Annotated in this window: 14 protein-coding genes, 8 tRNA genes and 1 rRNA gene; 21 read left to right on the top strand and 2 right to left on the bottom strand. The window is 45.9% G+C overall.

The genetic code is table 11. From position 1 onward, the window contains the following. Positions 1 to 54: 54 nt before the first annotated feature. The 17 genes from rrf (at position 55) to yajC (ending at position 9,254) form a co-directional block, all read left to right on the top strand. A 5S ribosomal RNA gene (rrf, locus tag ACE3K2_RS15625) occupies positions 55 to 171 on the top strand. A gap of 84 nt (positions 172 to 255) precedes the next feature. Then, positions 256 to 331 (top strand) — tRNA-Asn (locus ACE3K2_RS15630). Between the two features lie 4 nt (positions 332 to 335). After that, a tRNA-Glu gene (locus ACE3K2_RS15635) sits at positions 336 to 407 on the top strand. 122 nt (positions 408 to 529) lie between these two features. Further along, positions 530 to 605, top strand: a tRNA-Val gene (locus ACE3K2_RS15640). A gap of 16 nt (positions 606 to 621) precedes the next feature. Then, positions 622 to 695 (top strand) — tRNA-Met (locus ACE3K2_RS15645). Positions 696 to 721: 26 nt separating this feature from the next. Continuing rightward, a tRNA-Asp gene (locus ACE3K2_RS15650) sits at positions 722 to 799 on the top strand. A gap of 24 nt (positions 800 to 823) precedes the next feature. Further along, positions 824 to 898: transfer RNA gene (locus ACE3K2_RS15655), tRNA-Gly, on the top strand. A 6-nt stretch (positions 899 to 904) separates the two neighbouring features. Next, positions 905 to 981, top strand: a tRNA-Arg gene (locus ACE3K2_RS15660). Between the two features lie 16 nt (positions 982 to 997). Next, a tRNA-Pro gene (locus tag ACE3K2_RS15665) sits at positions 998 to 1,071 on the top strand. 203 nt (positions 1,072 to 1,274) lie between these two features. Beyond that, positions 1,275 to 1,967 carry a BofC C-terminal domain-containing protein gene (locus tag ACE3K2_RS15670; RefSeq protein WP_421891913.1) on the top strand — a complete coding sequence of 231 codons (693 nt, stop codon included), beginning with the start codon at positions 1,275 to 1,277 and terminating at the stop codon, positions 1,965 to 1,967. 298 nt (positions 1,968 to 2,265) lie between these two features. Continuing rightward, a complete protein-coding gene (gene ruvC / locus ACE3K2_RS15675; RefSeq protein WP_017686765.1) occupies positions 2,266 to 2,769 on the top strand; it encodes a crossover junction endodeoxyribonuclease RuvC in 504 nt (167 codons plus the stop codon). Next, positions 2,766 to 3,380 carry a Holliday junction branch migration protein RuvA gene (ruvA, locus tag ACE3K2_RS15680; RefSeq protein ID WP_421891915.1) on the top strand — a complete coding sequence of 205 codons (615 nt, stop codon included), beginning with the start codon at positions 2,766 to 2,768 and terminating at the stop codon, positions 3,378 to 3,380. The genes ruvC and ruvA overlap by 4 nt, the downstream gene beginning before the upstream one ends. A 55-nt stretch (positions 3,381 to 3,435) precedes the next feature. Further along, a complete protein-coding gene (gene ruvB / locus ACE3K2_RS15685) occupies positions 3,436 to 4,446 on the top strand; it encodes a Holliday junction branch migration DNA helicase RuvB (protein WP_421891918.1) in 1,011 nt (336 codons plus the stop codon). A 104-nt stretch (positions 4,447 to 4,550) separates the two neighbouring features. Further along, positions 4,551 to 6,656 carry a SpoIID/LytB domain-containing protein gene (locus tag ACE3K2_RS15690; RefSeq protein WP_421891921.1) on the top strand — a complete coding sequence of 702 codons (2,106 nt, stop codon included), beginning with the start codon at positions 4,551 to 4,553 and terminating at the stop codon, positions 6,654 to 6,656. A 7-nt stretch (positions 6,657 to 6,663) separates the two neighbouring features. Then, positions 6,664 to 7,692, top strand: a complete 1,029-nt coding sequence (gene queA, locus ACE3K2_RS15695; protein ID WP_421891924.1) for a tRNA preQ1(34) S-adenosylmethionine ribosyltransferase-isomerase QueA — start codon at positions 6,664 to 6,666, stop codon at positions 7,690 to 7,692. A 43-nt stretch (positions 7,693 to 7,735) separates the two neighbouring features. Continuing rightward, the gene (gene tgt, locus ACE3K2_RS15700; protein WP_017686770.1) at positions 7,736 to 8,872 is read left to right on the top strand and encodes a tRNA guanosine(34) transglycosylase Tgt; all 1,137 of its coding nucleotides are present in this window, start codon (positions 7,736 to 7,738) and stop codon (positions 8,870 to 8,872) included. Positions 8,873 to 8,939: 67 nt separating this feature from the next. Then, positions 8,940 to 9,254, top strand: a complete 315-nt coding sequence (yajC, locus tag ACE3K2_RS15705) for a preprotein translocase subunit YajC (protein WP_421891927.1) — start codon at positions 8,940 to 8,942, stop codon at positions 9,252 to 9,254. A 126-nt stretch (positions 9,255 to 9,380) separates the two neighbouring features. On the opposite strand, the gene ACE3K2_RS15710 is transcribed toward yajC, so the two are convergent. Continuing rightward, the gene (locus ACE3K2_RS15710) at positions 9,381 to 9,773 is read right to left on the bottom strand and encodes a TIGR04086 family membrane protein (protein ID WP_421891930.1); all 393 of its coding nucleotides are present in this window, start codon (positions 9,771 to 9,773) and stop codon (positions 9,381 to 9,383) included. Positions 9,774 to 10,001: 228 nt separating this feature from the next. Here ACE3K2_RS15710 and ACE3K2_RS15715 point away from each other — a divergent pair, with 228 nt between their 5' ends. Continuing rightward, positions 10,002 to 10,721, top strand: a complete 720-nt coding sequence (locus tag ACE3K2_RS15715; protein ID WP_421892943.1) for a YetF domain-containing protein — start codon at positions 10,002 to 10,004, stop codon at positions 10,719 to 10,721. A gap of 3 nt (positions 10,722 to 10,724) precedes the next feature. On the opposite strand, the gene spoVB is transcribed toward ACE3K2_RS15715, so the two are convergent. Beyond that, on the bottom strand, positions 10,725 to 12,359 hold the full coding sequence (gene spoVB / locus ACE3K2_RS15720; RefSeq protein WP_421891934.1) for a stage V sporulation protein B: 1,635 nt from the start codon (positions 12,357 to 12,359) through the stop codon (positions 10,725 to 10,727). Between the two features lie 227 nt (positions 12,360 to 12,586). Here spoVB and ACE3K2_RS15725 point away from each other — a divergent pair, with 227 nt between their 5' ends. The 3 genes from ACE3K2_RS15725 (at position 12,587) to secF (ending at position 15,066) form a co-directional block, all read left to right on the top strand. Then, the gene (locus tag ACE3K2_RS15725; RefSeq protein ID WP_036617497.1) at positions 12,587 to 12,826 is read left to right on the top strand and encodes a post-transcriptional regulator; all 240 of its coding nucleotides are present in this window, start codon (positions 12,587 to 12,589) and stop codon (positions 12,824 to 12,826) included. Between the two features lie 91 nt (positions 12,827 to 12,917). Then, positions 12,918 to 14,168 carry a protein translocase subunit SecD gene (secD, locus tag ACE3K2_RS15730; protein ID WP_051447453.1) on the top strand — a complete coding sequence of 417 codons (1,251 nt, stop codon included), beginning with the start codon at positions 12,918 to 12,920 and terminating at the stop codon, positions 14,166 to 14,168. Next, entirely contained in the window at positions 14,158 to 15,066 is a 909-nt protein-coding gene (secF, locus tag ACE3K2_RS15735) for a protein translocase subunit SecF (protein WP_421891937.1), read from the top strand. Before secD ends, secF begins: the two co-directional genes overlap by 11 nt. Positions 15,067 to 15,113: the final 47 nt, after the last annotated feature.

Here is a 15,113-nt window from a genome sequence, read left to right on the forward strand (position 1 = left end):
TTTCGTTTCGAATCTAGTTTTCAGAGAACAACACTCTGAAATGTAAGCTACGCGTTTGGTGGCGATGGCGGAGGGGTTCCACACGTACCCATCCCGAACACGACCGTTAAGCCCTCTAGCGCCGATGGTACTTGGACCGCAGGGTCCTGGGAGAGTAGGACGCCGCCAAACGAACTCTTTCATCATACATAGAAAACAGGCTCTGCATGTGGACGTTGTACGATGAATTGCATTTGCACTGCAAATGCATATTATTCCCTGATAGCTCAGTTGGTAGAGCACTCGACTGTTAATCGAGTTGTCACAGGTTCGAGCCCTGTTCGGGGAGCCATTAAGGCCCGTTGGTCAAGGGGTTAAGACACCTCCCTTTCACGGAGGTAACAGGGGTTCGAATCCCCTACGGGTCATAGCTATATTTATAGCTTCAAAAAGGGATTAGAATCCCAAAGGTTCGTCGGAGGATGTACTTCGTTAGCAACTGCTTCGCAGTCTCGAACGAAGTGAGAGTATCCCCTACGGGTCATATTATGGAGGCTTAGCTCAGCTGGGAGAGCATCTGCCTTACAAGCAGAGGGTCGGGGGTTCGATCCCCTCAGCCTCCACCATATAACTTTATAACGACGCGGGGTGGAGCAGCCCGGTAGCTCGTCGGGCTCATAACCCGAAGGCCGCAGGTTCAAATCCTGCCCCCGCAATTAAACTTTCCTTTGGAAAGAGATCTGGAACCGTGGTGTAGTTGGCCTAACATGCCTGCCTGTCACGCAGGAGATCGCGGGTTCGAATCCCGTCGGTTCCGCCATTTTTATACTTATGAATACCGTATGCGGAAGTGGCTCAGCGGTAGAGCATCGCCTTGCCAAGGCGAGGGTCGCGGGTTCGATTCCCGTCTTCCGCTCCATTATTTGCGCCCTTAGCTCAGCTGGATAGAGCGTTTGACTACGAATCAAAAGGCCGGGAGTTCGAATCTCTCAGGGCGCGCCATTATTTTCATAAGTATCGGGATGTAGCTCAGCTTGGTAGAGCACCTGGTTTGGGACCAGGGGGTCGCATGTTCAAATCGTGTCATCCCGATCTCTAAAAGCACTATCTATAATTAGATAGTGCTTTTTTTATATTTATCTATATATGATTCTATAAATGCAGGTTTATTATTAACTATGAAACATTCTCATACCTGACCCATGTGGGTTCCCTCTTCAGACGACAAGTAAGTTTTGCATAAAGCTTCGTCCTTTAGGTCACAATAGGTTTAAAAAGTGATAGAAGGGGTTCATGTGAACACGTTTAACTTCAGAAAACAATTCAAGAGACGCTGGCGACGGTGGAAACGAACAGTATGGATGACGGCGGCTCTGCTTGCAGTTACGATATTGGCTTACAGCGGGTTGTCTATCTCATCGGCGATTGAGCGTTTGCTGACAACTAATTTTAGTGAGGCAACCAGTGTGATGGGACCTGTTACGCAGGAAGCAAGATCTGAACAGGAGATTCAGGTGTTAGTAGAGCAACTTAATTCTGATCCGGATCATTTAACAAGTGTGGTTTTGGAAACACAGTACATCTGCGGAGTGGAGACAGAGCAGTTAGGCAAGATGGCTAGAGCACAGTTGAAGATGCTGCTGGCTCAACACCCGGAATGGGATGCTAGCGTTGGAACATCAGATGAGTTGCATTTGAAGCAACGTGTAGATGACCTTTCACCGCTATGTAAACAGCAGGCTTATATCAGCATAGATGCTGTAGGGAACCTTAATTTGTACGAGGGTAAGCCTGCAGAGGAGAAGGTTATTCGTACGTTTTTTCAGTTGGATGTTGGGACGTTGGAAAGTTCTTTGCCTGAAGGGGTACTGGAGCAATTGCAACAGGGTATTCGCATTCAGGACAAGGATGAATATGATAGCGTAATCTCTACGTTTAGTGACTATGCCGTGGATGAAGATCACCATTTAATCCGAAATGGCGGATAATCGAACCTTTCTCACATATAGGTATTAAAATGCTGAAGTACTGAAAAATGGTGGGGGTTAACATTCGCGGCTTACAATACTAAGCGATAGAATCCAAAGGAATATGATGAAGGACATCGAAGAGATGTCCTTTTTGTCGTTTGAACCGAAAATACAATTAAAATGCAAATATACCTGAAAAGAAGCACGAATAAAGACGAGTAATGGGTTAGACAAAGTTTTTCCTGCCGCAGGGTCTATCTTTTGTTATAATGAAATGAACGATACATATGTTCGCTTTTGTGAGGGAGAGATGGTTTTGCGTTTTTTGGGAATTGACCCGGGGATTGCGATTGTTGGTTTTGGTTTTGTGGATAAAATCGGCAGTAAGGTGGTACCCGTACAATATGGATGTATTCAGACGGAAGCCCATACACCTGAAGAGGAACGGTTGCTTCACGTATATGAAGGTATGGTGCAATTGATTGATAAATACAAACCGGACGCAGTAGCGCTCGAGAAACTTTTTTTCAATCGGAACGTTACAACAGCGATGTCTGTCAGTCAGGCTAGAGGAGTCATGGTACTCGCTGCCGCACAGAAGGGTTTGCCTATTGCAGAGTATACGCCAATGCAGATCAAGCAGGCCGTCGTGGGGTACGGTAAGGCGGAGAAGAAGCAAGTACAGGAGATGGTCAAAATGTTCTTGCGTCTTCAAGTCGTTCCTAAACCGGATGACGTAGCGGATGCATTGGCTGTAGCTGTGTGCCACGCACACTCTTATACATTAAATTCCAAGTTGAATGAGGTATTGCGAAAATGATTGATTTTCTAAGAGGACAGTTCATTCATGTAGAGAATGATTATATTGTGCTGGATGTACAGGGTGTTGGATATCGCGTATTCTGTCCGAATCCATTTGCGTTTGCCAAGCAAGAAGGCGAAATTATTGTGTACACTCACCATCATGTGCGTGAGGATGCAATGTTGCTGTTTGGATTTGTGACACGGGATGAGCAGCGTTTGTTCCGTAAACTGATTGAAGTATCTGGTATCGGTCCAAAAGTGGCACTGGGTATACTGGCTGGAGGTACACCAGAACATGTGGTTACGGCGATTTACCAGGAGAATCTTACGTTCTTGACCAAATTGCCAGGCATCGGCAAGAAGACTGCACAACGCATGATTCTGGATCTCAAGGATAAGCTGGATAGTTTTGGCGCGGCAGCGTATGCAACAGGTTTGTTCGCTCCTCCATCGGAAGAGTCGGGAAGTGGTTCAGCCTGGGATGAGGCACGTGAAGGTCTCAAGGCACTTGGGTATACTGACAGTGAGCTTGATAAAGTATGGCTCAAATTGAAAAAGGATGTTACTACAGCGGATTCTGTTGATGTGTTGATGAAAAAGGCGCTGCAAATGCTGTTTACGGGATAATACAATTTGCATATTATAATATAGCTGTAGCCTGCAAAAAAAGGTAGGGATGAACATGGATGATCGGATTATTTCCGCGAACCTGATGATGGAGGACCAGAATGTTGAGCTGAGTCTTCGTCCCCGGTATTTGAATGAATATATCGGGCAGAATCAGGTGAAGGAAAATTTAAAGATATATATTGAAGCTGCCAAATTTCGTAATGAGGCATTGGATCACGTTTTGTTATATGGACCACCTGGACTTGGTAAAACAACACTTGCCAACATTATTGCCAACGAATTGGGCGTTAATTTACGAACTACGTCAGGCCCGGCCATTGAACGCCCGGGTGATCTTGCAGCATTGTTAACCAATCTGCAGGAAGGCGATGTCCTGTTTATTGACGAGATTCATCGTTTGCATCGTACGGTCGAAGAAGTTATGTACCCCGCTATGGAAGATTCCGCATTGGATATTATGATTGGTAAAGGTCCAAGTGCTCGTTCCGTTCGGCTGGATCTGCCGCCATTCACTCTGATTGGGGCTACAACGCGCGCTGGCTTGTTGTCTGCGCCACTTCGAGACCGATTTGGTGTTATCAGTCGCTTGGAATTCTATACGGTTGATGAGCTTGCTTACATCGTCTCACGCTCTACCGAAATTTTGGGTGTGGAGATTGTGGGAGATGCTGCGGAAGAGATTGCATTGCGCTCACGTGGGACACCGAGAATCGCGAACCGTTTGCTAAAACGAGTACGCGACTTTGCACAGGTACGTGGTGATGGGATTATCACACAGACACTGGCGGAAGAAGCGCTGCAACGTCTCCAGATTGATCCGCGTGGCCTGGATGAGATTGATCATAAGATGCTCAAATCGATGATCAACAGTTTCCGGGGAGGCCCGGTAGGGTTGGATACCATTGCTGCTACAATCGGTGAAGAAAGTCAGACGATTGAGGATGTATATGAACCGTATCTACTGCAAATTGGGATGATTCAGCGTACCCCAAGGGGAAGGATTGTAACAGATCTTGCCTATCATCATTTGGGTCTGCCTATTCCACCAAGGGACGGGAAATAATCGAGCCTGGTGAAAGTCCACGATTTGAACGTTTACCAATTAAAGGTTCACCATAAACATTGAAATATTACGTGTGTTAATCCGATATAAAGTGAAGGCAATGCATGGAGAGGAGTCTGAATGTGGGAAAAGCAATACGAACGAAGAAGTGGAGTCGTCGATTGAAGGTACTGGCGGCAGCTCTTTTGACAGTGGGTTGTCTTCAAGTGCCTGCGTATGCAGCAGGTAATGATGGACAGACAATCCGTGTAGCCATGTTTGCGAATCTGGGCAGTACGTATAAATCAACTACACCACTTATTACGCTTGAATCGACGGGACAATGGAGCATCCAATCGGAGAGTGGTGCTAATGTAAGTCTTCCGGCAGGACAGGTCCGTTTCAGTGCAGATGGATTCAGAGTGAAAGTGTTGGAAACAGCGGATTTCAAGGTAGCATCTGCAGCAGCAAAATTGTTGCAGGCAACCGCGGACAAACCGTTACTGTTTACAACGTCTGTGAATGGAAATGCGATCTACCAGCTCTACACAGGCAACTATGCAACGGAGGCACTGGCTGGACAAGCTGTTACACGAGTACAAAAGGTAGCAGCAGCTCAACTGGCTGGTCAAAAGCCAACAGTCACGGGAAGTAAACGCCTGTCTGCTGGAACCTATGGTTCGATTCAGGAAGCAGAGGCAGCACAAGCCACCCTTTTATCAACAGGAGTCAGCAGTGCTTATCCAGTCCTTCAACTAAATGGAGGAAGCCAAGCATATGCGGTATGGGTAGGTGAAGCTGCAACAGATGCGGAATTATCCACATTGAAGAAAAGTGTGGAAGCCAAAGCGCCAGGGGTAAGCCTTACGCCTGTCAACAATAGTGCAGGGCTCATCATCCGCCAGGATGCAGGATTAAGTACGGATGCAATCAAAACAGCTCCGCATTACACCATTGCAGGTACTGATTCCAAAGCATTGGTGCAAGGGAATGACAATGGTATCAAAGTAGTGGAACGTTCCCAGCGAACGTATCGTGGAGATATGGAAATCAGCATCGTGAGCGGTGATCTGGCGTTGGTCAATGTCGTCCCGCTGGAGCAATATCTGTACTCTGTCGTAGGGGCAGAGGTGTATTCCTCCTGGCCTGCTGAGGCTTTGAAAGTTCAAGCTGTAGCTGCTCGATCCTATGCGCTTCAACAAGGGGATCGTTTCAAAATTGCCAACGTCGTGGACACAACTCTCAGCCAAGCCTATAACGGGATTGGTTCGGAGAACGATAAAGTAACCAGCGCAGTGGATGCAACGGCTGGAGAAGTGGTCAAAAGCGGTGGCAAAATCATCGAAGCTGTGTTCTCCTCCAATGCGGGCGGCCAGACGGCCCATCCTTCTGAGGTATGGAATGGGGGAGCAGGTGTGTTCACGAATGTAGTTAGCTCGGGGGATACATCAGCCCAGGCGGGATTACATACGTGGTACCATGTGCTGCTCAGTTCAGGCGTTAGCGGGTACATTCGTGAGGATAACATCAAAGAATTAACGACCAAGACCAATGCGGGACTGGCAAAAGTGACGGTAACGGCTCAGAATACCAATGTGCGCGCCATTCCGTTAATTCAATCCACCGTTGAACCTGTAGCCAAAATGAATCCAGGCACCGAAGCTGTTGTACTGGCAAAAGTGGCTCAATCCAACGACTATGCTTGGGTGAGAGGACCTTTCACTTCTGCCCAGTTGGTTAAATCCCTTCAGGGTAAAACGACAGCGTCTGTTCCTGCTTCAATCTCTACCTTGGAAGTAACCAAGCGTGGACCTTCTGGAAGAGCACTTGAAGTCACTGCCAACGGACAGGCCATGACGGTGAAATATGCCGATACATACCGCTCCGCGCTCGGTGGATTACCGAGCACTCTATTTGATATTGCAGGGACCGGAAGTTATACTGTATTAGGCGCTGACGGCAAAACAGCCAGTAAAACCGGCTCAAATGGTGCCTCTGTATTGTCTTCTTCCGGCACAGGAACGTCATCCGGTAATGCACTTGTAGTTATGAGTGGTGATGGTCAAGCGAGAGCGGTAACGCAGGGTCAGACTTACATGTTCATCGGTCAGGGCAATGGTCACGGATTGGGCTTGTCCCAATGGGGAGCCAAAGGCATGGCAGATGAAGGGTATGATTACCAGACAATATTGAAACACTATTATCAAAATGCGACTATTGTTAAGGAATGAAACTAAAATGAATGTGAACTTATATGATTTTGAATTACCAGAGCAATTGATAGCACAGACGCCGTTGCTTGATCGCACGGCATCCCGGTTGCTTACCTTGAACAAAGATAGTGGTGAGATTAATCATCAAACGTTTCCTGATATTATCGATTTTCTGGAGTCTGGCGATACGTTGATTCTGAATGATACACGTGTTCTTCCAGCTCGTCTGTTCGGTACAAAAGAAGATACCGGAGCAAAAGCAGAAGTGTTATTGCTTAAAAATGTGGAAGGCGACAAGTGGGAAGCACTGGTTAAGCCGGGTAAAAAGCTGAAAGCCGGTTCGGTGATCATATTTGGCGATGAACTGAAGGCAATCATTGAAGAGGAAGGCGAGATGGGGGCACGTACACTTACATTTACGTATGATGGAATCTTCCAGGAGATTCTGGACCGCCTGGGTGAGATGCCGTTGCCACCGTATATCAAAGAGACGTTGGATGACCGAGAACGGTATCAGACCGTGTATGCCAAGCATGAAGGATCGGCGGCTGCACCCACAGCGGGATTACATTTTACAGATGAATTGTTGGATCAGATTCGTGCCAAAGGCGTTAATGTCGCTTTCATCACACTTCACGTAGGACTGGGAACGTTCAGACCGATGTCGGTAGACGTGGTAGAAGATCATGTCATGCATGAGGAGTATTACTCCTTGTCACAAGAAACAGCAGACCTGATTAACCAGACCAAAGAGAATGGGCGTCGCGTTTTTGCGGTTGGGACAACGAGCTGCCGGACGTTGGAAACGGTAGGCAGCAAATTCGAGAATGGATTACTGCAGGCGAGCAGCGGATGGACCAGCATTTTCATCTATCCGGGTTATTCCTTCAGAGTGATCGATGGAATGCTTACGAATTTTCATCTCCCGAAATCGACGTTGGTTATGTTGGTTAGTGCACTTGCAGGCAGGGAACATATTATGCAGGCATATGAGGAAGCCATCCAAGAGAAATACCGGTTCTTCAGCTTCGGCGATGCCATGTTGATATATTAATATAACGGAATAACGATTAACTTTTAGAGGATGATTAAAACCAATGGCAGCAATTACGTATGAACATATCAAAACTTGCAAACAATCCGGTGCACGTCTGGGACGTGTACATACACCTCACGGTATTATTGAGACACCAACCTTTATGCCTGTAGGTACACAGGCGACTGTAAAAACAATGAGCCCTGAAGAGTTGAAAGAAATGGATGCTCAAATTATTTTGAGTAATACGTATCACCTGTTTCTGAGACCAGGACATGAAATCATTCGTGAAGCTGGCGGATTGCACAAGTTCATGAACTGGGATCGTCCAATTCTGACGGACAGCGGCGGATTCCAAGTCTTTTCTCTCAGTGAGATGCGCAAGATTACGGAAGAGGGCGTTAACTTCCGCTCCCACTTGAACGGAGATAAGAAGTTCCTTTCTCCTGAAGTCGCGATGGAAATCCAGAATGCACTTGGCTCCGATATTATGATGGCGTTTGACGAGTGCCCACCATATCCGGCTGAATATGAATATGTCAAAAAATCACTCGAAAGAACAAGCCGCTGGGCAGAACGTTGTCTCGAAAGTCATGCTCGTCCGCATGACCAAGGTCTGTTTGCCATCGTACAGGGAGGCATGCATGAAGATCTTCGCCGTCAGAGCGCCGCAGATTTGACTTCCATGGATTTCCCGGGGTATGCTATTGGTGGACTGAGTGTTGGAGAGCCGAAACATTTGATGTATGGTGTATTGGATTACACGTTACCTTTGTTGCCGTCCAATAAACCACGTTATTTGATGGGGGTAGGTTCGCCCGATGCGTTGATTGAGGGGTCTATTCGTGGAGTGGACATGTTCGATTGTGTTCTGCCTACCCGGATTGCCCGTAACGGAACAACAATGACCAGTCAAGGACGTCTGGTAATTCGTAATGCCAAGTTTGCAACTGATTTTGGGCCATTAGATCCTGAATGTGATTGCTACACTTGCCGCAACTATTCCAGAGCTTACCTGCGTCATTTGATCAAAGCAGATGAAACATTTGGCCTGCGTTTGACAACGATCCATAATCTTCATTTCTTGCAGAATTTGATGCGTAATGTACGTAAAGCCATTATGGAAGATCGTTTGCTTGATTTCCGGGATGAATTTTTCGATCAATATGGTCTTCATGACAATGACAAAGGTTTCTGATTGAGGTTCTGAGGAAACCGGCGTAACAAGTAATATCTGTATGTATAGTTGATAAGGGGGAGTTTGAATGTTTCAGGGAATGACTCTAACAGGAACACAAGCGGGCGGCGGAATTGTATCTTTGATTGTACCTTTGGTACTCATGGTTGCGATCTTCTACTTCTTGATGATTCGTCCACAGAACAAAAAGCAAAAGCAACGGAATTCCATGCTGAGCCAATTGAAAAAGGGCGATAAAATTGTAACGATTGGTGGCCTTCACGGTACGATCGCTGAGATTACGGATGATGTGGTTGTATTGCGCGTAAACGATGTAACTAAATTGACTTTTGATCGTAATGCAATCAGCACGGCTGTAGCTCGTGACACGGCTGCTGAATAGTTACTGTAACATAGAATAACAGGGGTGCGTTTGTGGCGTATTCCCTAGCAGAGAACCGGATCTCCCTGGAGACCCGGTTCTCTTTTTTTGTTTTATGAGGGAAGGTCGTTGTTCTTCATCAGTTAGTTAGGAACGATGGGTATTCACGCCGAACATGCCACCGAGAGCTGAAATGAAGAAAGCGCTAAGCAGTTGTAAACCATCTTTCCAATTAAACGAAGCATCCAGCGCAAGAAATCCGATCAAAAGTACGAGGAGTCCATATACAATTCCGGTAATTCCTCCATAGTACCATCCTTTTTCACCAGAGCGTTTGCCTGCCACAAAACCACCGACCAATAAGGATAAGCCATGAACAACATAGGTATACATCGAGAGGTCCTGTTCCCGCATTCCGCTCATCCAGAGAAAAAAGGAGAGAATCAATGCCCCGATGAACATCCATACAAAAGCCTGACAGAGGCCTGACAGAATCGGATTGGACACTCGAAACGAAACCAAGCGGCGGATCAATTGCATGAAGCAACCCCCTTGTACAAGTTTGAAGTTAATACAGTGTATGGTCAAGCCTTCGGACTTATGAACTGTTTTCCATTAAATGAACGGATTATTTCTGCATGAGCCTGTATGGTTCAGGTCAAAATAGGGATTGCACTACCTGGCTAACTGTTAAAAACTCAGTTTCGAAGGAGGACCCCTGTTGTGAACTTCCCAGATGTCGGATCACATATCTTTCGAACCATTCTCATGTACTTTCTGGTGTACTGTGCAATGAGGGTTATGGGTAAACGTGAGATTGGTAAGCTATCCATGTTTGATCTTGTCGTGTCCATTATGCTTGCTGAAATGGCTGCTTTTGTCATTGAAGATATTGATAAACCACTCTCTCATGGGATTGCCCCCATGCTTACTTTGATCATCGTACAGATCGGAATGGCCTTTATTGGTCTTAAAAGTCGGCGTCTTCGTCTGATGATTGATGGCAAACCTACTGTTTTGATCTCCAAAGGTATTCTTCTCCGAGATGAGATGCGGAAGCAACGATATAACCTGGATGATCTATTACAACAACTTCGTGAACAGAATGTAGACAGTATCGGTGATGTTGATTTCGCCATTTTGGAGACCACAGGTAAGCTGACCGTTTTTCCCAAGGATGAGAATGCTTCTAACGACAGCAACTCTTCCGGCTCTAATTCTGATTCAGAAGGGGCTTCGTCCAGTAAATCCAAAGCAGGGAAAAATGAGTTTAACGGATTTTCAAATATCAAATACGAAGGTCTGCCACTGCCCCTGATTATGGATGGTAAAGTTCAGGATCAGAATCTGGAGATCATCCAGAAAACAAGATTTTGGCTGAAAAATCAAATTCAACAAAACGGAATTATGGATTTTAAAGATGTATTTATATGCTCCATCGACCACAATGGTAAGATATATGTAAGTCCAAAAGATGATAAAAAGTAAAATTCATTTGCCTGACCGACGTTTGAACCATGAACCGATCAAAGGAGCACGGGACAGATCATGAAAGTCAATCATTTTGGTCCAGCCCATGACGATGAAATACACAATAAGCCCGACAAGAGGAGCGAGAAGCATCCGAAGCCAGAAAGGCAATAACATCGCAGTTTCTTCGTACACGAGTAGGGTTGCTGCTCCCATAATAAACATTCCAGCCCCCGTTTTGACCCAATCCATAATTTTAAAGCGGAACTGTAGCAAACTACGTACACTTTGAGCATGTAACAACGTAACGACAGTAGAATTCACACAGATAGCGATGACTGCACCAAAGATCCCATATTCAGGCCGGGAAGCGAGCGTTAAAATTAGCGTAATTTTGATAACAGCACCGATAAATGTATTCAGCAGTGCTTTACCTGGACGGTCTAGAGCTTGTAATGCAGCTTGAAGAGGGGCTTGAATATAAATGAACAAAGCAAAAGGAGCCATTAGCTTCAGCATGCTTCCAATCGATGCATCATTATACAGGACAAGACACATCGGTTCGGCAAGCACATACATAAACACAGAAAACGGAGCGCCTGTCACGAGTGCCAAACGTAAGGCTTGATGCATTCTTTTGTGAATCAATGCGCGATCTCCCTGCGCAGAAGCTTCAGACAGTGAGGGCACAAGTGATGTCGCAAGTGATGAAGTCAGTGCCCCCGGCAGCAGCAGCAAAGGAATAATCATACCTTGCAATGCGCCATATTGTGCTGTAGCGAGTCCTTTGGATATGCCTGCCATAGCCAGACTCTGGGCAGTTACGATGGTTTCGGCCAGATAGGATAGGGAACCAACCAACCGGCCTGCTGTAACTGGAACCGAGATTGCAAGCAAACGCCGGATTAATCCGGGCTGTGGAGCACCATTGTCTTTTAGAACTGAAGGAATTGGGTTTAAAGGTTTGGCTACCGGTATGGTTGTGAGATTGGATATGTTTTGTTGCATAACAAGTGGTAACTCTTTCTTCTGCCTGTGATACTTCCACAAGAGTACAAGCATACCGCCAAATTCCCCAACGAGCGCTCCCAGCATGGCACCGGCAGCAGCTTGGGCAATACCGTGGGGGAGGAGAAGCCAGGCAAACCAGATGACACAAATGATGCGAATGATCGTTTCAACAATGGATGAAATGGCAGTAGGCATCATGTTTTGCTTGCCTTGGAAGTATCCTCTGTAGACGGATGATACGGCGATAATGGCAATCATGGGGCTCATACTAACAAACGTATGGTACACCCGCTCATCCGTGAGCACATACTTGGTAACCCAGGGTGCAAAAAGGATGCACAAAAACATGAATACTACACCCAGCGTCAACGTAAAGCTTAAGCTGACTTGCAGGATTCGCTGGGGGGAATATCGATTGGCACCAGTGTCAGCTTCGGCTACAAGCTTGGCTACGGCCAGCGGAATCCCCCCCGTAATTAGTGTCACCAGTACGATAAAAAAGGGATAGCTCAATTGGTAGATGCCAACACCTTCTGCACCGATGACTCGTGGCAGCGCAATCCGCGGAATGAAACCAAGTATTCGATTAATTATGCCTGCCGCGAGCAGGATCATGGCTCCCTGAATAAATGTCTGTTTCTTCAAGACTACCCCTCTTTCCCGGTTGAAAGTACAGGTTATCATCATAAACGGGACAAAGCCGTTGTTCTTCATCCTATGCCAGTCCTTCATCTTCTCATGACAACTTGGACACGATTAACAAAAAGAACCATAATCAGCAAGAAGGAATATGATCGGGCGAAGTCGAATGATGTAATATTGATGCCGCATAAAGGCTTGGATGTACGAAGGGAGGCTCCCCGTTGGAAGAAATGAATGATGTGGAGTTGGAACAGTCAATAGAGATGCTCTGCCGTAGCAAGGCGGAGGAATTAAGGCTTGTCGGTTACGAATATGTCACCAGCAAAGATGTCTGGAATTGCGTCAGTCATAAATATGAAAAACAGGGCATTCCACCGCTTCACCAGCTGGTGAACGACATTTTGTCACTGAAAGCAACAAGCTTTATGAACTTTATGACCGTGTCTGCATACCGGGGGTCCTCTTTCTAGACGAAAGGGATCTTTTTTGTTGAAAATTGACTGCTTTTTACGGCATCGCTATAATAGGAATATTGAGAACGAAAGGGGATCTAGGAACGGCATGAAAAGAATTATCAGTTTCATTCTGGTCGTGCTTGTCACCACAGGGGTAATGGTGGGAACAAGCCCGGAGCTGCTCAAAAATATACGCTTGGGCCTTGATTTAAAGGGAGGCTACGAGATCTTATATGAAGCAGAGCCGCTCGAAGCAGGTCAACAAGTCACCAAAGCATCTTTGGTGCAAACGGCCAAAAGTCTTGAAAGCCGCGCCAATGCGCTCGGAACAAGCGAACCGGAGGTAACCACTGAAGGAAGCAATCGGATTCGTTTGAAGTTGGCAGGGGTTACAGACGAGGCTGAAGTTAGAGCCAAAATGAAAGAACCGGCTGTGTTGACCTTCCGTAGTAAAGCTGAGAATGACAAGGAAGGCGAATACACCAAAATCGAACTTCGCGGAAATGAATTTGTTGAGAATGCAGCCAAAGTTGTATTCACTCAATTGAATGAGCCGATGATTGACATTCAAGTGAAAGACAAAGCCAAATTCTCCGAGATTACCAAACGTTTGATCGGACAACCGCTCGCTATTTATTTGGACGATGAGTTGCTCTCTGCTCCAACTGTTAGACAACAGTTGACAGATGGTTCCGCTCAGATTTCGGGTGCCTACACACGTGATGAAGCAAACCAGCTTCGTGACACCATTAATCTGGGTGCATTGCCACTGAAACTTACAGAGAAGTATTCACAAAGTGTTGGTGCAACACTCGGTAAGCTTTCTCTGGATCAGACCATTAAAGCGGGATTGATTGGTTCCGTTATTATTTTAGTGTTCATGATTGGGCTTTATCGCATTCCTGGTATTATCGCTAGTTTTGCCTTGATCACACATACGTGGCTGGTACTTGCAATCTTCTATTTAGGAGAATTCGTGCTTACTCTTCCAGGTATTGCGGCATTTATCCTGGGTATAGGGATGGCGGTGGATGCCAATATCATCACGTATGAACGGATTAAAGAAGAGATGCGGAGTGGCAAGTCGATCTTGTCTTCGGTTAAAGCGGGTGGTAAACATTCCTTCCGTACGATTATTGACTCCAACATCACAACCATTATTGCCGCGGCTGTTATGTTCTTCTTGGGAACAGGTGCGGTTAAAGGGTTTGCACTCGTGCTGATTTTTGACATTGTCACCAGTATTATCACGAATATTTTCTTCTCCCGCTTCCTGTTGACCCTGCTTGTACGGGGTAACGTGTTGAAGAAGCCTAAGTACTTCGGAGTGAAGGAGAGTGAAATTCGTGCGCTTTAATTGGAATTTTGATTATATTAAAGGCAGTAAGATTGCCTATATCTTCTCGATTATTCTCACGGTTACGGGGATTGTCAGCATTCTGGCTTTGGGTTTGAATTACGCGGTTGATTTCCGTGCTGGATCAAATGTGGATATCACGGTATCCAAAGCAATCACAGCGGAGCAGATTAAACCTATTGTTAAGGACATCGGTGTTGATGAGGGTGATGTTACCATCACACCGGGGGCTGACCGTGTAAATGTTCGTTTCTCCAATGAATTGGATGAGACACAAGAGAGTAAATTTAAACAAGAATTTACCAAACTGGATGCTTCAGCTTCTTATGAAGTAAATACTGTTGATCCGGAGATGGCCAAAGAATTGGAACGCAATGCCATCTATGCGGTACTCATTGCAAGTATCGGGATCATGATCTATGTTGCGATCCGGTTTGAGTGGCGTTTTGCTTTGGCAGCAGTGGTTTCACTGTTCCATGATGCATTTGTCGTCATAAGCGTATTCTCGATCTTCCGATTGGAAGTGGATCTGACCTTTATTACTGCCGTTCTTACTATTGTTGGTTTCTCGATTAACGATACTATCGTTATCTTTGACCGAATTCGTGAGAATTTGCGATTTGCCAAAAAGACATCCAAAGCCGATTTGCGTGAGGTAGTCAATCGCAGTTTGTCACAAACAATGACTCGTTCACTAAATACAACATTTACAGTTTTTGTTGCTTCACTTTGTTTGTTCATATTTGGTGGAGAATCCATTCGTATGTTCTCACTTGCGATGGTGATCGGAACACTGTTCGGCGCCTACTCTTCAATCTTTATTGCGGCACCACTATGGTTCACGCTCAAAGGTAAACAAGTCAACAAGCCCAAAGCTGTGGCTAAAGAATCTAACTAAACATTTTATTGTGAAGCCGCGTCTGCCAGGCGCGGTTTTGCAACTTT

Source organism: Paenibacillus sp., assembly GCF_048976745.1.
Taxonomy (GTDB): Bacteria; Bacillota; Bacilli; order Paenibacillales; family Paenibacillaceae; genus Paenibacillus.